Origin of the sequence: Tropicimonas omnivorans (assembly GCF_031846565.1) — a bacterium.
Taxonomy (GTDB): domain Bacteria; phylum Pseudomonadota; class Alphaproteobacteria; order Rhodobacterales; family Rhodobacteraceae; genus Tropicimonas_B; species Tropicimonas_B omnivorans.
Genome location: NZ_JAVRHL010000003.1, coordinates 188,354 through 204,837, shown reverse-complemented (window position 1 = coordinate 204,837; position 16,484 = coordinate 188,354). Strand labels below are relative to the sequence as shown.

15 protein-coding genes, 1 tRNA gene and 1 other RNA gene are annotated in these 16,484 nt (G+C 66.7%); 7 read left to right on the top strand and 10 right to left on the bottom strand.

Features of this window, described 5'->3' with window-relative positions; genetic code table 11:
* Positions 1-115 precede the first annotated feature (115 nt).
* The 5 genes from RM543_RS11555 to RM543_RS11535 form a co-directional block, all read right to left on the bottom strand.
* Positions 116-205 (bottom strand) — tRNA-Ser (locus tag RM543_RS11555).
* A 46-nt stretch (positions 206-251) separates the two neighbouring features.
* The gene (locus RM543_RS11550) at positions 252-1,283 is read right to left on the bottom strand and encodes a cysteine synthase A (protein WP_311691761.1); all 1,032 of its coding nucleotides are present in this window, start codon (positions 1,281-1,283) and stop codon (positions 252-254) included.
* A gap of 50 nt (positions 1,284-1,333) precedes the next feature.
* Positions 1,334-2,440, bottom strand: a complete 1,107-nt coding sequence (locus RM543_RS11545) for an NUDIX domain-containing protein (RefSeq protein ID WP_311691759.1) — start codon at positions 2,438-2,440, stop codon at positions 1,334-1,336.
* Positions 2,433-2,876 carry a TrgA family protein gene (locus tag RM543_RS11540; protein ID WP_311691757.1) on the bottom strand — a complete coding sequence of 148 codons (444 nt, stop codon included), beginning with the start codon at positions 2,874-2,876 and terminating at the stop codon, positions 2,433-2,435. Before RM543_RS11540 ends, RM543_RS11545 begins: the two co-directional genes overlap by 8 nt.
* Before the next feature lie 190 nt (positions 2,877-3,066).
* Entirely contained in the window at positions 3,067-3,804 is a 738-nt protein-coding gene (locus RM543_RS11535; protein WP_311691755.1) for a GNAT family N-acetyltransferase, read from the bottom strand.
* Between the two features lie 120 nt (positions 3,805-3,924).
* Here RM543_RS11535 and msrB point away from each other — a divergent pair, with 120 nt between their 5' ends.
* Entirely contained in the window at positions 3,925-4,338 is a 414-nt protein-coding gene (gene msrB / locus RM543_RS11530; RefSeq protein WP_311691753.1) for a peptide-methionine (R)-S-oxide reductase MsrB, read from the top strand.
* Between the two features lie 75 nt (positions 4,339-4,413).
* Here the strand turns inward: msrB and RM543_RS11525 are convergent, their stop codons facing one another.
* The gene (locus RM543_RS11525) at positions 4,414-4,881 is read right to left on the bottom strand and encodes an outer membrane protein assembly factor BamE (RefSeq protein WP_432280455.1); all 468 of its coding nucleotides are present in this window, start codon (positions 4,879-4,881) and stop codon (positions 4,414-4,416) included.
* A 136-nt stretch (positions 4,882-5,017) separates the two neighbouring features.
* On the opposite strand from RM543_RS11525, the gene RM543_RS11520 reads away from it, so the two are divergent.
* From RM543_RS11520 to ssrA, 5 genes are all read left to right on the top strand, one after another.
* Positions 5,018-5,581 (top strand): YceD family protein, encoded by a 564-nt coding sequence (locus tag RM543_RS11520; protein ID WP_311691751.1) that lies wholly within the window; start codon positions 5,018-5,020, stop codon positions 5,579-5,581.
* Positions 5,582-5,777: 196 nt separating this feature from the next.
* Positions 5,778-5,984, top strand: a complete 207-nt coding sequence (rpmF, locus tag RM543_RS11515; protein WP_311691748.1) for a 50S ribosomal protein L32 — start codon at positions 5,778-5,780, stop codon at positions 5,982-5,984.
* 23 nt (positions 5,985-6,007) lie between these two features.
* Positions 6,008-7,120: a phosphate acyltransferase PlsX gene (gene plsX / locus RM543_RS11510; protein WP_311691746.1), complete on the top strand. Its 1,113-nt coding sequence runs from the start codon at positions 6,008-6,010 to the stop codon at positions 7,118-7,120.
* Positions 7,113-8,132, top strand: a complete 1,020-nt coding sequence (locus RM543_RS11505) for a beta-ketoacyl-ACP synthase III (RefSeq protein ID WP_311691743.1) — start codon at positions 7,113-7,115, stop codon at positions 8,130-8,132. Before plsX ends, RM543_RS11505 begins: the two co-directional genes overlap by 8 nt.
* Before the next feature lie 41 nt (positions 8,133-8,173).
* Positions 8,174-8,525: a transfer-messenger RNA gene (gene ssrA, locus RM543_RS11500) on the top strand.
* 156 nt (positions 8,526-8,681) lie between these two features.
* Here the strand turns inward: ssrA and RM543_RS11495 are convergent.
* The 4 genes from RM543_RS11495 to RM543_RS11480 form a co-directional block, all read right to left on the bottom strand.
* Entirely contained in the window at positions 8,682-11,339 is a 2,658-nt protein-coding gene (locus RM543_RS11495) for an Rne/Rng family ribonuclease (protein WP_311691741.1), read from the bottom strand.
* Between the two features lie 458 nt (positions 11,340-11,797).
* Positions 11,798-12,373, bottom strand: a complete 576-nt coding sequence (gene phaR, locus RM543_RS11490) for a polyhydroxyalkanoate synthesis repressor PhaR (RefSeq protein ID WP_311691739.1) — start codon at positions 12,371-12,373, stop codon at positions 11,798-11,800.
* Positions 12,374-12,546: 173 nt separating this feature from the next.
* Complete coding sequence (locus RM543_RS11485; protein ID WP_432280454.1) at positions 12,547-12,996, bottom strand: phasin family protein; 450 nt, start codon at positions 12,994-12,996, stop codon at positions 12,547-12,549.
* A gap of 232 nt (positions 12,997-13,228) precedes the next feature.
* A complete protein-coding gene (locus RM543_RS11480; RefSeq protein ID WP_311691735.1) occupies positions 13,229-15,022 on the bottom strand; it encodes a PHA/PHB synthase family protein in 1,794 nt (597 codons plus the stop codon).
* Between the two features lie 103 nt (positions 15,023-15,125).
* Between RM543_RS11480 and phaZ the strand changes: the two genes are divergently transcribed.
* Positions 15,126-16,382, top strand: a complete 1,257-nt coding sequence (gene phaZ, locus RM543_RS11475) for a polyhydroxyalkanoate depolymerase (protein ID WP_311691733.1) — start codon at positions 15,126-15,128, stop codon at positions 16,380-16,382.
* Positions 16,383-16,484: the final 102 nt, after the last annotated feature.

Here is a 16,484-nt window from a genome sequence, read left to right as displayed (position 1 = left end):
CTTGCGGTTTTGCTGCCCCGTCACCGTGACGCGCGCGATCCAGCGCCGGGCGCCCTGGCAACAAAAGAAAAAGGCCGCCAGAGGCGACCCATTCAAAACCACAATATATGCAATGTGGCGGAGAGACAGGGATTCGAACCCTGGAGACGGTTTCCCGCCTACACACTTTCCAGGCGTGCGCCTTCGACCACTCGGCCACCTCTCCGTTGGACGGGGGTTTAGCGTGAGGCACGGGGCGGGCGCAACCCGATTCAGCCGGCAAAGACGCGCGGCAGATCGGAGGCGTCCTTCTCCAGCCAATCGGGGACCGGGAGGCCCTTTTCGCGCAGGAATTCGGGGTTCCAGACCTTCGACTGGTAGCGGGTCCCGTAGTCGCAGAGGACCGTGACGATGGTGTGACCCGGTCCCATGTCCCGCGCCATCGCCATCGCCCCCGCGACGTTGATCCCGGACGAGCCACCGAGGCAGAGACCTTCGTGCTTGAGAAGGTCGAAGGTGACGCGCAGGGCCTCGTCATCCTCGATCTTGGCGAGAAAGTCGGGCGTGAAGCCTTCGAGATTGGCGGTCACCCTGCCCTGCCCGATCCCTTCGGTGATCGAACTGCCGGAGGCGTCCGCCTCACCGGTGCGGTAGATCGAGTACATCGCGGAGCCGCCCGGATCCGCGAGGCCGATCTTCACGCCCCTGGGCTGCAGCGCCATGCCGACGCCCGCAAGCGTGCCGCCCGTGCCGATGGCGCAGATGAAGCCGTTCACCTTGCCGTCGGTCTGCGCCCAGATCTCGGGGCCGGTCCCCTCGATATGGGCCTCGCGGTTGGCGGTATTGTCGAACTGGTTGGCCCAGATCGCGCCCTCGGGAAGCGTGTTCGCCAGTTCCTCGGCGAGGCGGCCCGAATACTTCACGTAATTGTCCGGGTTCTTGTAGGGCACCGCCGGGACTTCCACGAGCTCAGCGCCGGCCAGGCGGATCATGTCCTTCTTTTCCTGGCTCTGCGTCTCGGGGATCACGATCACGGTGCGGAACCCCATGGACGCGCCGACGAGGGCGAGGCCGATGCCGGTATTCCCCGCCGTCCCCTCGACGATGGTGCCGCCGGGCTTCAGCTGGCCCCTGGCCATGGCGTCCCGGATGATCCAGAGGGCGGCGCGATCCTTCACGGATTGTCCGGGATTGAGGAACTCCGCCTTGCCGTAAATTTCGCAGCCCGTGGCCTCGCTGGGGCCGTTCAGCCGGATGAGAGGGGTGTTTCCCACCGCATCGGCAAGGTTCTGTCTGATCTGCATGGGCGTGGCTCCTCTGTCGCCCCTCACAGCTACAATCGGGCGGACGGGAGTCAACTCCGCAGCGATGGCCGGAGCGCCGCGAGTCGGAGCGCGGAAATGATCAAGGGCCCGGTCTGGGCCTCCCCGCTCGCGATGAGGGACATCAGGCTGTCGAAGGACAGAACGTGAGCGCGGATGTCTTCCGCTTCCTCGGCCGCGCCGCCGAGACCCCCGGCGCCATCCGGCAGGTCTGCAAGACCGATGTACGAATAGACGAATTCGGATTTCGCCCCCGGCGATGGATAGTAGCGCCCGCACGGGATGAGTTCGGTGAGCGCAAGGCCCGCCTCTTCTTCGGCTTCCCGGCGGGCCGTCGTCTCGGGGGTCTCGCCGCCGTCGAGCCGCCCGGCGATGGGCTCCAGCGTCCACGGGTTGGGATCGCCGCGCCCGAGGGGGCCCAGGCGGATCTGTTCCACGAGGAGGACCCGGTCGCGGACGGGATCGTAGGGCAGGACGGTGACGGCGTCCCCCGACACGAAGACCGCCCGTTCGAGACGCCCGCTGCGGGTCCCGTCGAAGCGGATGTGGTCGATGTCGTATTCCTCGACGGCGAAGAAGTTCGCGTAGGGCTGCCGCCAGCCTTCGATCACGAGGTCGCCCTCCTCCCGCGCGCGGCGCGTGGTCGCTGGCGGCGTGTCATTGCGGGCATTGGCGCGGGCCTGCGCGCGGACCATCAGCTTGGCGTAGCGTCCCTTGACGACGTCCGCGGGCACGCCGGCGGCGAGGGCCGCCAGCGCCTCCTCGGCGGCAAGGGGAGCACTGGGGCCGAGCCTCTGCGCCCAGGCCGCGGCGTCATGCGACCGCAAGGGCGCCTCCTCGTTCAGGGGAGCTAGCGCGGCCTCCTCGCCAACGCGCACCTTGCGAAGCTCCGCCCCGAAGAGTGCGACATACGTGGCGAGACGCTGCGCGGCATCGCCCGTGAGCTCCGCCAGAACGCCCCCCACGCTGCCATCCGCGCGTCGCAGGCAGACGGGACCGCCGCTCTCCTCGTCCGGACCCGCGGTGCCGAACCCGTCGAGGCGCGCAGGCTCCAGGCGGAGCCGCTCCCCGGTCACGGAGCGCAGGAGGCCCGGATCCGAGAGCGGTCCGGCGAGGAAGCATATCGTTCGATCAGCCAAGATTGCGTGCAGCCCATTCCGAAAGACAAGCGGCAACAACGCCGCCGCCGACGATGATCAGCGCCGTCCAGGGATCCGTCGCCGCCATGATGGCGTATTCGCCGATCATGCCCATCATCGCAACAAGCGCCTCCATCGGCCCGTCGTAAAGCAGCCGCATGGATTTGCGGATCATCTCGCAGGCGGCCCACCCGGTCAGGATGTAGAACGCCGCGACAGCCGCCGTTCTCAGTCCCGAGGACACCGCCTCGCGGTAGCCACGCCCCGCAAGACGGCCCATGACGAGCCACCCCGAGAGCGCCCCGATGCCGGCGTTGACGGGTGACAGAAGATGCACTCTCGTCCCCTCCGGCAGCAGGGGCTTGAAGGCCTCCGAGGCGATGTAGGCCATCAGGGCAAAGCCTATTGCGGCAACGAGCTTGGCGGCGGTGGGCATGGAACGTCCCGGCGAATTCATTGATACCGCCGGGGTTTCACCATGCGTTCCGGACGAAAATGTGGCGCGATGGGCACGGCGGCGAGGCCCTCCCCGTCACCGCACGGGCGATCCGCCTCCTTGCCGGGGACCGCTCCGCTGCCGGCGTCTTCCTCCGCCCGGGCCATGGATCTGCGCCCGTGGCAGCGCGTCAGGCGCCTTGGGATACGTCAGCCACGAGACGGAGCGCGCGGGCGCGGGCCGGCGGAATACGGGCGATCTCCACACCGGTGAAGATATGCGTGGTGCCGAGATCCCTGTCGATCACGGCGTGATCGGAGGTCCAGCCGCCGAGGCCCAGATAGCTGCGCAGAAGCGGCGGCAGGGCAAGAAGCCCGCGGCGCGGCGGCGCGGCCTGGGCGAAGCGGGCGAGCGGGACCGTGCTTGGCGTTCCGATGCCGGGCGCCCAGTCCGCCGGCGCGGGAGCCCGCCCCGCAAGGTACCCGAGGGCCGTGGCGTGCTCGGCCGGGTCGGTCCCCGGAAAGGAGCTGCATCCGAACAGGAGCGTGACGCCGGCGGCATCGACTTCCCGCGTCAGCGCAGCCAAGGCCAGGCGCAGGATGTCCGCATCCGGCGCGCCGCTGCGGATGCAGAACCGGCCGAGTTCGAGAAGGACGCCGGGAAACCCCGCAAGACGGGACAAGTCGTAGCGTAGGCCGGAATAGCTCCGCGCGATCTCATCCCCGCGATAAAACGCGAGACGGAAGGTGCAGGCGGCCTCTCCGGTCCGGCGGTCCTCGACCATGACGTGGCGAGACGCACCGTCGAAGGCATCCTCATCCGGCGCGCCACCCCGGAACGCCGCGGCTCGCAGCGCAAGGCAGGCGGAGATATCCGAGGAGGTCGTGGCCGGGCGGGCGACGTAGCGCCCTCCCCTTAGATCGAGCATTACGGCTCCTCCTCCGCTTGGAAGCTCCGCAGGATTTCCTACCTATGGGCAAGAGACAACGCATCAACAAGACAGTTCGCGCCGGGGCCGGCCCCCGGAGACGCGGGAAAGCGGGAGACGATGGCGGAGAGCACGGAAATCGAGAAGGTCGAGAAGTCGGACGAGGAATGGCGCGCCCAACTCGGGGACATGGGGTACAAGGTGATGCGCAAGCACGGCACCGAGCGTGCCTTCACCCATGACGATTTCCCTAAAGAACCGGGCGTCTTCGTCTGCGCCGGATGCGCTGCGCCGCTCTTCGATTCGGAGACCAAGTTCGACAGCGGCACCGGCTGGCCCAGCTTCTATGCCCCGAAGGATGGGGATCTCGTCGGCGAGCGCGTCGATCGCAGCCTCTTCATGAAGCGCACCGAGGTGCACTGCAATCGCTGCGAAGGGCATCTCGGCCATGTTTTTCCCGACGGGCCGCGGCCCACGGGCCTGCGTTACTGCATCAACGGCGTCGCGCTCGAGTTCAAGCCGGAGACCGGCTGAGACCGCGGACATGGCCCCGGCGGGGGTATGGTCTGGAAAGATGAAGGGGGGCGCCGGCCAACGCGCCCCCTGCCCTCAATTGCCGAGAAGATTGTCGGCAGTGAAGTTGCCGATGGAGCCCACGAGCTGACGCAGGAAGCCGACATTCTCGATATTGCTGTCCGTGACGCGGCGGGAGAGCGCGACCATGTTGCCGTCCTCGAGGCCGAAGCGCTCGACATTGGAGACGGTGCCGGCCTCGCTGAAGGAGATCGCCACGACCTCGCGCTGGATCACCTCGGGGGCGCGGTAGCCGTAGGACCGGACGCGCTTCGAGACGTAGTAGTAACCCTGTTCGCCGATCGCGCCGGTGGCGGAGGGGCTGCCGATCTGGGCGGCGACCGTCTCGCGGGTGTCCCGGCCGACCTCGATCTGTGCAAGATCCGCATCAGACGGCGTGTAGCCATGATTGTTGTAAATCGGCTGACAGGCCGCCATCGCGCCAAGAGCGCCGGCCAGGGCGACTGTCCGAATACCGCGTACCAGCTTGCTCACTCGGCCCATCCACGCCCTCACGCCCCCGCGTGGCCCGGCCCCTGTCCGGAGCCGATGACCACATTATTCCCCGGCTCCTTGCGGGCCGCGGCTATGGAGGGCTTATATCAGGGCAAGTTTCGGGATCAAGAAAGGAAGGTCCGGCATGAGCGAGGATAGAGCCAACGATGCGGTTATGCGCCTGTCATCCCTGCCGCGGCGGGACGCGCACAAGGTGAACTACGCCCCGGACGAGGCCGGCCTCGAGGCGATCCGGGAGCGCCTGAAGATCGAGGCCGTGAGCTCGGCGCGGCTCGAGGGACAGCTGATCCCGGCGGCGAGGCGCGACTGGCGCCTGGAGGCGACTATTACGGCGCGCGCCACGCAGGCATGCGTGGTGACGGGGGCACCGGTCGAGACCGTGGTCTCGGAGAATGTGGTGCGCCGCTATGTCGAGGACTGGTCCGAGCCGGAGGAAACCGAGGTCGAGATGCCGCAGGACGATACGGCGGAGCCCCTGCCCGCCATGCTCGACCTGTCCGATGTGCTCGGTGAGGCGCTCGATCTTGCGCTTCCCGAATTCCCCCGCGCCGAAGGGGCCGAACTCGGAGAGGCCGTGTTCGCCGCGCCGGGCGTGGAGCCGATGCGCGATGAGGATGCGCGTCCGTTCGCGGCCCTCAAGGCGCTGCGGGAGGGGGGCGGAGAATCGGGAAGCGGAGGGCCGCATTGAGCCCCGGTCCGGGTCCTGTCTTGCGCCGCAGCGTAAAAACGTTATGGTGCGGCCTCTTTTGAGACGGCTCCCCGCTTGATTGCCGGGGAGACCGGGCGTATGAGGCGCCGATACGAGAAACGCGATGAGCCGTTGGACGGCGGTGACGCAAGGTGCGCACCGGGCCCGCTTCGGCCGAATTATTCGGGGTTGAGACATGGCCGTCCCTCAGAACAAAGTTACGAAATCGCGCCGCAACATGCGTCGCGCCCACGATTCTCTGGTTCCGGGGAACCCGGCGGAGTGCCCGAACTGCGGTGAGCTGAAGCGCCCGCATCACGTCTGTGGCGCCTGCGGGCACTACAACGACCGTGAAATCGTTGCCGCCGCGGACGAAGTCGATATCGACGAAGACGCGGCCTGATCCCGGCCATTCCGGGAGCGGACATGACCTCCGACCTCGAGGTGCAGGACAGCTCCGGCGTTCCGGCGGCCCTGTCCGGCCGAATCGTCATTTCAGTCGATGCGATGGGCGGCGACCGCGGAGCGGACGCCGTCGTCGCAGGCATGGCTGAATCGGCGGCGAAGAACCCGGATATCGGGTTCATCCTGCACGGCCCTAAGGCCGATCTGGAGCCGCTCGTGGCGAAGCGCAAGCTCACCGAGCGCTGCGTGATCCGCGATGCCGGCGACGTCGTCACCATGGACGAGAAGCCCAGCCACGTCATGCGGCGCGGCAAGGGCACGTCCATGTGGTCGACCATCGAGAGCGTCCGCAACGGCGAGGCCGCGGTCGCGGTAAGCTGCGGCAATACCGGCGCGCTCATGGCGATCTCCATGGTGCGCCTGCGCAAGCTGCCGGGCGTCGACCGCCCCGCCATCGCCTGCCTCTGGCCCTCCCTGAACGCGAACGGATTCAGCGTCATGCTCGACGTCGGCGCGGATATCCGGGCCGATCAGCGTGATCTGATGCAATACGCCCTGATGGGCTCCGCCTATGCCCGGGACGGGCTCGGGATCGAGCGCCCGCGCCTCGGCCTTCTCAATGTCGGCACCGAGGAGCACAAGGGTCGGGCGGAGCTGAAGATCGCCTACGACCTGATCGAGACCGCCTCCAGGCGGGCCGATTTTGACTTTCACGGCTTCGTCGAGGGCGGCGATATCCCTGGCGGCGAGGTCGACGTGATCGTCACCGACGGCTTCACCGGCAATGTCGCGCTCAAGACGGCCGAGGGCACCGCGAGCCTGATCCGGACGTTCCTGAGCGAAGCCTTCAAGCACACCCCCCTCTCCCGTGTCGCCGCGCTTCTCGCGATGACCTCGCTTCGGCGCCTGTCCAAACGGATCGATCCGCGGCGGAACAACGGCGGGGTGTTCCTGGGGCTGAACGGAACGGTGGTGAAGAGCCACGGCTCGTCAGATGCGACCGGCGTGTCATCCGCCATCAAGCTGGCGTTCAAGCTGTCGGAAAGCCGGTTCAACGACCGCCTCGCCGCCCGGCTGTCCGAGCTGGGCGAGGCCGATACGGACACACAGGACCGGAGCGCGACAGATGCCTGACGCCGGGGCGGCCATAGGCCGACAGACCACGAGCGAGGCGCGGCAGATCCGCGCCGTCCTCAAGGGCGTGGGCCATTACCTGCCGAACCGCGTGGTTCCCAACTCCGAGTTCGAGGCCAGCCTCGAGACGTCCGATGAATGGATCCGGTCCCGCTCCGGCATCGAGCGGCGCCACTTCGCCGCCGAAGGCCAGACGACTGCGGACCTCGCCTCCCGCGCCGCGCGCGCGGCCCTGGCGGATGCAGGGCTCGAGGCGGCCGAGATCGACGCGCTGATCGTCGCCACCTCCACGCCGGACCTCACCTTTCCCTCCGTCGCCACCATGGTGCAGGCGGAGCTCGGTCTGACGACGGGGTTCGCGTTCGACATCCAGGCGGTCTGCGCCGGATTCGTCTTCGCGATGGCCAATGCGGATGCCCTGATCAGGGCCGGCACTGCCCGCCGCATCCTCGTGATCGGCGCCGAGACCTTCTCCCGGATCCTGGACTTCGAAGATCGCGCGACCTGCGTCCTTTTCGGCGACGGTGCGGGCGCGGTCGTGCTCGAGGCCGAGGAGGGCGAGGGAACATCCGCCGATCGCGGCATCCTCGCCACCGATCTGCACTCGGACGGCCGCCACAGGGACATCCTCTACGTCAATGGCGGCACCTCCACCGGCACCAGCGGCGTTCTGAAGATGCAGGGACGCGAGGTCTTCCGGCATGCTGTGGAGAAACTGGCGGCCACGGCCCATTCGGCTCTGGGCAAGGTCGGGCTGACAAGCGCGGACGTGGCCTGGATCGTGCCCCACCAGGCGAATTCGCGCATCATCGAGGCAACGGCGAAGAAGATGGGCCTCGGCATGGACCGGGTGATCCTCACCGTTCAGGACCACGGCAACACGTCCGCCGCATCCATCCCGCTCGCGCTCTCGGTGGGCGCGTCGCAGGGCCGGTTCAAGTCCGGTGACCTCGTGGTGATGGAAGCGATCGGCGGCGGACTTGCTTGGGGCTCCGTCGTCCTGCGCTGGTAGAAGCGCTTTCCCCAAAAATCAGGCAGATGCAGACCGTTTCCCGGCTTGAAGGATGCGGAACGAGCGACTATTTCTGTTTCGTCCCTTCGGGGACTATGGCAATAAACGCGCCTGTAATAAGCGGTTCGGACCCGGGGGCGGTACCCGGCGGCTCCACCAAATATCCCACATTGGCGGGATCATGGGGCCGAAATTAGGATCGACGGACGTCTAAAGAGGTCAGCTTTTGCTCGGTGAGGTACCACCGTTATCGGTCCAAGCATGATAGTTGCCAATGACAACCGTGCTCCGGTCGCCGTTGCTGCGTAAGCAGTAACAAGACCGAAACTTAAGCCCTGTCCTCTAGCAAGGGCAGGCGGGGTTCGCAGGCACCTGGCAACAGAAGCCTGCATTTACCTCCCCCTTTTTCATGCTCTACCGGCACCGCGTCTTATATGGCAGCGGCGGTTTCGCGCGTCCGGTCCCCTGCTCTCTCCCCCGGACCCTCCAAACGGCAAACCGCCCGCCAGGAGAACCTGACGGGCGGCTGAGCGTTTTCGGCTTCAAGCTTCAGCGTGCGAGGGACCACCACCCGCGACGCTTGGGCTTGCTGTCCTTCGTCTCGCTCTCGTCCTCGGCGGCCGGTTCGGGCTGGGGCTCCGGCTCGGGCGCGCTGGCAACGGGGGCCGGCTCCTCGGCGGGCACAGGGTGCTCCACGGGCGCCGGTGTCGTCGGGGCCGGCGCCTCATCCCGCTCCGGCTGGGGCGCGCTTGCCTCCTCGGGCATGCGCGGGGAGAGCGCCCCGGCCCCGGATGCCGCATCGGCGATCTGCGGGGCGCCTTCGGGCGCGATCGCCTCCGCTTCGACGACCGCGGCGGGCGCGGGGGTCTCGTCCGGTGCCTGGTGCGGTTCCGCCGGTTGCTCGGCGTCCGTCACGGCCGGCTTGCGGCTGCGGGAGCGACTGCGCGTGCGGGACCGGCTCTTCTTCGGCTGCTCCTCCTGCGGCTCTTCCCCGGAGCCGGCATCGGATCCGTCCTGCTCCTCAGAGGCCGTTTCAGCATCGGAGCTCTCGCCTTGCGCGCCAGTCTCGGACGTATCGCCCTGCTGATCGCCGCCCTGCTGATCGCCGTTGCCGCCACCCTTGCCGCGCCGACGCCGACGACGGCGCTTCTTCTTCGGCTTGTCTTCCTCGGACGAGGGCGTCTCCGCATCAGATCCGCCCTGCACCTCGACCTCGGCCGGAGCCTCGGCGCCGGGGAGGTTGTCCGTCGCGTCCTCCAGCTCCTCCTCTTCGGGAAGGAGCTCCGGCATGTCAGACGTGTCCACGGAAATGACGGGCGCCGTGACCTCTGCCACGTTGCGCGTCGCCGTCTTGAACTTCTCGATCGTGTAGTCGGGCGAGATCAGCATCGGGTCGCTCTCGATCCTGACGGCCAAGCCATAGCGCGCCTCGATCCCGGCGATGTGCTCGCGCTTGTCGTTCATCAGGAAGTTGACGATGCCGGTGGGCGCCTTGATCAGCACTTCGCGGGTGCGGTCGCGAGTCCCCTCCTCCTCGATCTGTCGCAGGATGATCAGGCCGAGCGAGTCGTCGGAGCGCAGCAGTCCCGTGCCGTGGCAGTGGGGACAGGGCTGCGTCGTCGCCTCGAGCATGCCGGGCCTCAGGCGCTGACGGCTCATCTCCATCAGGCCGAAGCCGGAGATGCGGCCGACCTGGATGCGGGCGCGGTCGGTCTTCAGCTTGTCCTTGAAGCGCTTCTCGACGGCGGCGTTGTTCTTGCGCTCTTCCATGTCGATGAAGTCGATCACGATGAGACCCGCGAGGTCGCGCAGACGGAGCTGGCGCGCCACCTCCTCGGCCGCTTCGAGGTTGGTCTTGGTCGCCGTCTCCTCGATCGAGCCTTCCTTGGTGGCCCGGCCGGAGTTGACGTCGATCGCAACGAGCGCCTCGGTGATGCCGATGACGATGTAGCCGCCGGATTTGAGCTGCACCGTCGGGTTGAACATGCCCGACAGGTAGCTCTCGACCTGGTGCCGCGCGAAGAGCGGCATGGGATCGGTGTACTGTTTCACGTTCTTGGCGTGGGACGGCATGATCATCTTCATGAAGTCCTTGGCCACGCGATAGCCGGTTTCGCCTTCGACCCAGACCTCGTCGATCTCACGATTGTAGAGGTCGCGGATCGAGCGCTTGATCAGGTTGCCTTCCTCGTAGATCGGCGCGGGCGCGATGCTTTTCAGCGTGAGCTCCCTGATCTGTTCCCAGAGGCGCAGAAGGTACTCGTAGTCCCGCTTGATCTCGGCCTTGGTGCGCTGCGCGCCGGCGGTGCGGATGATGAGACCGGCGCCTTTCGGCACCTCGATGCCCGAGGCAATTTCCTTGAGCTTCTTGCGGTCGGTCGCGTTGGTGATCTTGCGGGAGATGCCGCCGCCGCGGGCGGTATTCGGCATCAGCACGCAGTAACGGCCCGCGAGCGACAGGTACGTGGTCAGCGCGGCGCCCTTGTTGCCACGCTCTTCCTTCACGACCTGCACGAGGAGGATCTGGCGAACCTTTATGACTTCCTGGATCTTGTAGCGACGGGCCCGCGGCTTCGGCGCGCGGATCTCTTCGCTGACATCCTCGTCGGCGACGGATTCGATATCGTCCCCGCGGGTATCGCGGGACGCGCCCTCGTCCCCGTCGGTGTCGGCGGCGACGGGCGGCTCGGGTGCGTCTGGCACCTGCGCCGGGGCATCGCCGTCCTCCTCATCGCCGAGATCGACGACGTCCATGCCCGAGGGGCCGCCCTCGGCGGACGTCTCCTGCGTGGCGACGGCATCGCCGTCCGTGCTCGCCTTCTGGGAGCGGGACCGGCTGCGCGAGCGGCTGCGACCGCCGGACGAGCGTCCACCGGACTTGCCGTCCTCGTCGCCGCTCTCATCCTGTTCGGCCTCGGCCAGCGCCATTTCCTCGGCGAGGAGCGCATCGCGGTCCGCCTTGGGGATCTGGTAATAGTCGGGGTGGACTTCGGAGAAGGCGAGGAAGCCGTGCCGGTTGCCGCCGTAATCGACGAAGGCGGCCTGAAGGGACGGCTCTACCCGTGTGACCTTCGCGAGGTAGATATTACCGGCGAGCTGCCGGCGATTGACGGTTTCGAAGTCGAACTCCTCGACCTTGTTTCCGTCCACCACCACGACGCGGGTTTCTTCCGCGTGGGTGGCATCGATAAGCATCTTTTTTGCCATGAGTCTCTCAAGACCCCCCGCGAACCGGGCGGCGACTTGGCCGTGCGGAATTGTCGGGGGTTTTGTGTTGGGGCGATGGCACGCTCATGGAACGCGGCGGCCGCGGCGCTGTGAAGCACCCTGCCTGCCTGCTCATGTCCGACCGCGCCTTGCATCGCGTTTGATCTCCGATGCGATCCGGCCATCAGCCGTGACGCATCCAGTTCGGTGAACCCATTTCCGCGGAACGCGGGACCGGGCGTGGCCGCACGAGGGTGCGGCCGGGTGACGCTGACCGGGCGGGGGAGGACCGACTATCGCGGGCTCACCATCTTCCAGATCAGTGAAATTTTCGTAAGGAAACGCACGGCTCGGCCGCGCAGGCCCTTCGCACGACAGTAGCGGTTTCTCGCGCTCAAGAGCAATGCCCAATCGGCAGAGGGCGTGACGGAGGGCCGAAGCCAGGGAAAGCGGCCCTCTTACTTACCCTTCGCGGCGCGCAATTCTTCCTTGAGTTCAGCGACCTGGCGGCGAATCTCCTCGAGATCGTCCCCGCCGGCGGAGGCGGCCGCGGGCGTCTCTTGCGCCGCCTCGGGGCTCGGCCCGGACCATCCGGAGGGCATCCCGCCGGTCATCGCCTTCATGAACGCTTCCTGCTGCTTCACCATCTGATCGAAGCCCGGCATCGTCGCCATCGGGTTCATGCGCGTCATGTTCTCGACCGCCTTGGACGGCCCTTCACGGAGCATGTCGAAGGACATGGCAAGGAACTGCGGCACCACGGACCCCGCCTTGCCCTGGTAGGAGCGGACGAGATCGGTGAGCACGTCGAGCGGAAGGACGCTTTCGCCCTTGCTCTCGTTCTCGGCGATGATCTGGAGAAGGTACTGGCGGGTCAGGTCGTCGCCCGATTTAAGATCGACGATCTTCACCTCGCGCCCGGCGCGGATGAAGGACGCGATATCCTCGAGCGTCACGTAGTCGCTCGTCTCGGTATTGTAGAGCCGCCGGCTCGCATAGCGCTTGATCAAAAGCACAGACGTCTCGTCGGACACTTCACGTCCTCCCCTCGGCAGTCGGGGAAAGGTAGGGCAGCGATTTGGGAAAGGAAAGCCGCGTCGCACGAAAAGGGCGGGTGCGCCTGCATGGCGCCCCGCCCTTCCCCCGAATCCGTGCAGGAGGGAGGCGCCTGCACGGGTCCGCGTTCTTTTGGTCGTCCGGCGCCTGATCAGGCGGCCGCGGACGTCGCTTTCTTGGTGGCCGCGGTGGCGTCGGTCGTCGCCTTTTTCACGGCGGCGGTCGCGTCCTCGGAGAAGTCCTTGCCGGCGGCAAGCATCAGCTCGACCGTCTCCATCTGGACCTTCTTCGCGACTTCGGCGAAGGCCGCCATGGTCTCGGCGGACATCTCGGCCTGCGCGGAGGCGAAATCGGTCATCGCCTTCGTGTAGTCCTGCGGATCGTCCTTCACCTTGGTCATCTCGGACACCTTGGTCAGGCTGTCCTTGGTCCAGCGCGCGGAAATCTCGGTGGATTTCTCGGCAGCCTCGATGGCGACCCGGGACATCTTCTCGCCGAGCGCGGCGGACGTCTTGAACGCGTCCTGCAGGGAAGAGGCGTCATAGGGGAACGCCGCCATCATTTCTTGCATCATCTTGTTCATGTCGTCGGCCTTGGTCACGATATCACTCCTTAGCATCAATGCGCCGGGTGTGCGGCCCCTGTGGCCGTCCCGCGCCCTTGCCCAATGTAAATAGATGCCGCACTGCAGCATGACAAGGGGATATTCTGCACTGCAGCAAAAAAAGTTCCCCCTAGGTCACCCGGCCTCGGCGTCAGGACGAAGTGGGGATCCGCCCTGCCCCCGTGCCGAGGCCGGACCGTGGCGAGGCGAGCGCGCCGAGGCGACGAGTTCAGGCCGCCTCGCCGGGGAGGACATACGTGCCGGGAGCCGCTGCCAGCGCGGGACGGGCGGTCGTCCCCGGCGTGCGGGCCGGCACCTGCGCGCCTGCGCGGGACTTGATCCAGGACGCCCAGCTCGGCCACCAGGAGCCGCTCTGACGCGCCGCCCCCTCCTTCCAGTCCTCGGGCAGCTCCGGCATGTCCTCGTTGAGAAAGAAGCCGTACTTGTTCTTCGCGGGCGGATTCACGATGCCCGCGATATGTCCGCTCTCGGCCAGGATGAACGTCTTGCTGCGGCTGCCCATCTGGCGAATTCCGCGGTAGGACGAGCGCCAGGCGGCGATGTGATCCGTCTCGCAGGCGACGGCGCAGAGCGGCACCGACACATCGGACAGCGCCACCGTCTCGCCGCAGAGCCGGAACGTGCCCTCTGCCAACCTGTCCTCCTGGCAGAGCCCCCTCAGGTACTCCACCGCCATGCGCGCGGGCAGGTTCGTCCCGTCCCCGTTCCAGAACAGCAGATCGAAGGCGGGCGGCCGTTCGCCCATCATGTAGCTCTTGATCGCGGGGCGATAGACGAGGTCGTTCGCGCGCAGGAAGGAGAACGTTCGGGACATGTAGAAACTGTCGAGCACGCCGCTGCGCGTCACCTCCTCCTCGATCCCGTCCACGAAATCGTCATCGAGAAAGACGCCGACCTCGCCCTGGTCCGAGAAGTCGGTCAGCGTGGTGAAGAAGGTTGCGGACCGGACGGAGGCATCGCCCCGCTTCTTCATCAGCGCGAGCGTCGCGGAGAGGGTCGTGCCGGCGATGCAGTAGCCGATCGCGTTGACCTTCTCCTCGCCGCAGATGCCTTTCACCTCCTCGATGGCGGTCAGAAAGCCCTCCTCGACGTAATCGTTCATGCCGACATCGGCATAGCTGGCATCCGGGTTCGCCCAGGAGACGACGAAGACGGTATGCCCCTGCTCCACCGCCCAGCGGATGAAGCTCTTCTCGGCGTTGAGATCGAGGATGTAGAACTTGTTGATCCAGGGCGGGAAGATTACCAGCGGCGTGCGATGCACCGTCTCGGTGCGGGGCGCGTACTGGATCAGTTCCATCAGCCGGTTGCGGAAGACCACCGAGCCTTCGGTGCAGCCGATGTTCTCCCCCACCTTGAACGCGTCGGGATCGGCAAGGGTGACAAGCAGGTCCCCCCGGTTCGCTTCCAGATCGCGCACGAGGTTCTCGAGCCCGTCCACGAGGCTCTGCCCGTCCGTCTCGACCGCCCGGGCCAGCGCATCCGGATTGGTGCCGAGGAAATTCGCGGGCGAGGCCATGTCCACGATCTGGCGGGAGAAGTACTCGAGCCGCTTGCGGTCGCGCGGCTCCAGGTGATCGAGCTTCTCCACCGCCCCGGTGATCGCCTCGGAGGACAGAAGGTACTGCTGCTTGAGCCAGTTGTAGTAGGGATGCGTCTGCCACAGATCCCCGGCGAAGCGCCGGTCGTTCGGCCCCGGATCCTCGGGCGCGGCGAACTTGCCGGAGGTCAGCGACTGCTGTGCCTCGACGTAGTGCTTGAGCGTCTTGCCCCAGTAACCGACCTGGTGCTCGATCATCTTGGAGGGGTTCGACATCATCTCCGCCATCCAGGCGGAGGCCGCTTTCATGTAGAGATCCTCGCCAGGCCCCTGGAGCGACGGCGATATCTTCCGGCGCTGCGCGAGGGCCGAGACCAGCCTCTGCGACAGATCCTCGATGCGCTCTATGTTGGCGTTCAAGGCCTCCAGGTTCGGACCGCTTCCGTCATCGTCGGTTGTCATGCCCTGCTTGCCCCCCTAGTTTCACCTCATCGTAACGTCGCCTGCGTAGGGAGGCAAAGCGGCGATTTTGCCCGGCCGTGCGCCGAAGAGAGGGAGACCGCCCATGAAGCCCATGGCGACCTACGACCTTATGGAATCCGCCCGCATCACAAACGAATGGTTCGGATCGACGGCGAAGGCGATGTTCTCGCACCCCGCATTCGGTCTCAGCCTCAACCCGATGGTGCGCCTCACCGCCGCTTGGGGCGAAGTCACTGAGCGCAGCTTCTCCCGCATGGCGATGAAGCCGGACTGGCAGATCGACACCGTCGTCGGCGAGGACGGCCGCGACCACCTCGTCGAGATGGAAACGGTCATCGCGGCGCCCTTCGGCGATCTTCTGCACTTCTCCGTGCAAGGCCGCGAGGATGTCGAGCGCAAGGTGCTGCTCGTCGCGCCCATGTCGGGGCATTACGCGACGCTCCTGCGCTCCACGGTGGCCTCGCTGCTGCCCGATTGCGACCTCTACGTCACGGACTGGCACAACGCGCGGGACATTCCCGTCTCGAAGGGCAAGTTCGACGTGGAGGACTACACCCTCTACCTCGTCGATTTCATCCGGCATATGGGGCCGGACACGCATGTCGTCGCCGTATGCCAGCCCGCGCCGCTGGCGCTCGCCGCAACGGCCTACCTCGCCAAGCACGAGCCAGAGGCGCAGCCGTCCACGCTCACGCTCATCGGCGGTCCGATCGACCCCGGCGCCGCGCCCACGGAAGTGACCGATTTCGGCGCCTCCGTCACCATGGGCCAGCTCGAGCAACACGTGATCCAGCGGGTGGGCTACAAGTTCGCCGGCGCCGGGCGTCTCGTCTATCCGGGCCTTCAGCAGCTCACCTCGTTCATCGCGATGAATGCGGACACCCACGCGAAGGCATTCTTCAACCAGGTGGTCAACGTCGCCCGCGGCACCGCGTCCGATCACGACCGGCACAACAAGTTCTACGACGAGTATCTTGCCGTGATGGACATGACGGCGGAGTTCTACCTCTCCACCGTCGAGCGCGTCTTCAAGGAGCGGGAGATCGCGAAGAACGTCTTCACCGTGAACGGCGAGCATTGCGACATCGACGCGATCCACGACGTCGCCGTGATGACCGTGGAAGGCGCGAACGACGACATCTCCGCGCCCGGCCAATGCGTCGCCGCGCTGGAGATGCTGAAGGGCCTGCCGGATGACATGAAGGCGGAGCACCTCGAGCCCGGAGCCGGCCATTACGGCATCTTCGCCGGCCGGTCCTGGCGGAACAACATCCGCCCGCTCGTGCTCGACTTCACCAAGAAGAACGCCCGCTCCAACCGCCGAAGCAAGGCGGCGTGAGGCGCGACGTCCGGGCCTGAAAAGACAATGGGGCGCCCGCGGGCGCCCCTTTTGCCGTTTATGCCGCCGCGAGGCCGGGAGCGCGCCACGGGTCGCGGCGTC

Bases quoted from the DNA above. Each gene is read 5' to 3' on its own strand.
- RM543_RS11550 (WP_311691761.1), bottom strand. From the start codon at position 1,283: ATGCAGATCAGACAGAACCTTGCCGATGCGGTGGGAAACACCCCTCTC.
- RM543_RS11540 (WP_311691757.1), bottom strand. From the start codon at position 2,876: ATGCCCACCGCCGCCAAGCTCGTTGCCGCAATAGGCTTTGCCCTGATG.
- RM543_RS11535 (WP_311691755.1), bottom strand. From the start codon at position 3,804: ATGCTCGATCTAAGGGGAGGGCGCTACGTCGCCCGCCCGGCCACGACC.
- msrB (WP_311691753.1), top strand. From the start codon at position 3,925: ATGGCGGAGAGCACGGAAATCGAGAAGGTCGAGAAGTCGGACGAGGAA.
- RM543_RS11525 (WP_432280455.1), bottom strand. From the start codon at position 4,881: ATGGGCCGAGTGAGCAAGCTGGTACGCGGTATTCGGACAGTCGCCCTG.
- RM543_RS11520 (WP_311691751.1), top strand. From the start codon at position 5,018: ATGAGCGAGGATAGAGCCAACGATGCGGTTATGCGCCTGTCATCCCTG.
- rpmF (WP_311691748.1), top strand. From the start codon at position 5,778: ATGGCCGTCCCTCAGAACAAAGTTACGAAATCGCGCCGCAACATGCGT.
- plsX (WP_311691746.1), top strand. From the start codon at position 6,008: ATGACCTCCGACCTCGAGGTGCAGGACAGCTCCGGCGTTCCGGCGGCC.
- RM543_RS11505 (WP_311691743.1), top strand. From the start codon at position 7,113: ATGCCTGACGCCGGGGCGGCCATAGGCCGACAGACCACGAGCGAGGCG.
- RM543_RS11495 (WP_311691741.1), bottom strand. From the start codon at position 11,339: ATGGCAAAAAAGATGCTTATCGATGCCACCCACGCGGAAGAAACCCGC.
- RM543_RS11480 (WP_311691735.1), bottom strand. From the start codon at position 15,022: ATGACAACCGACGATGACGGAAGCGGTCCGAACCTGGAGGCCTTGAAC.
- phaZ (WP_311691733.1), top strand. From the start codon at position 15,126: ATGAAGCCCATGGCGACCTACGACCTTATGGAATCCGCCCGCATCACA.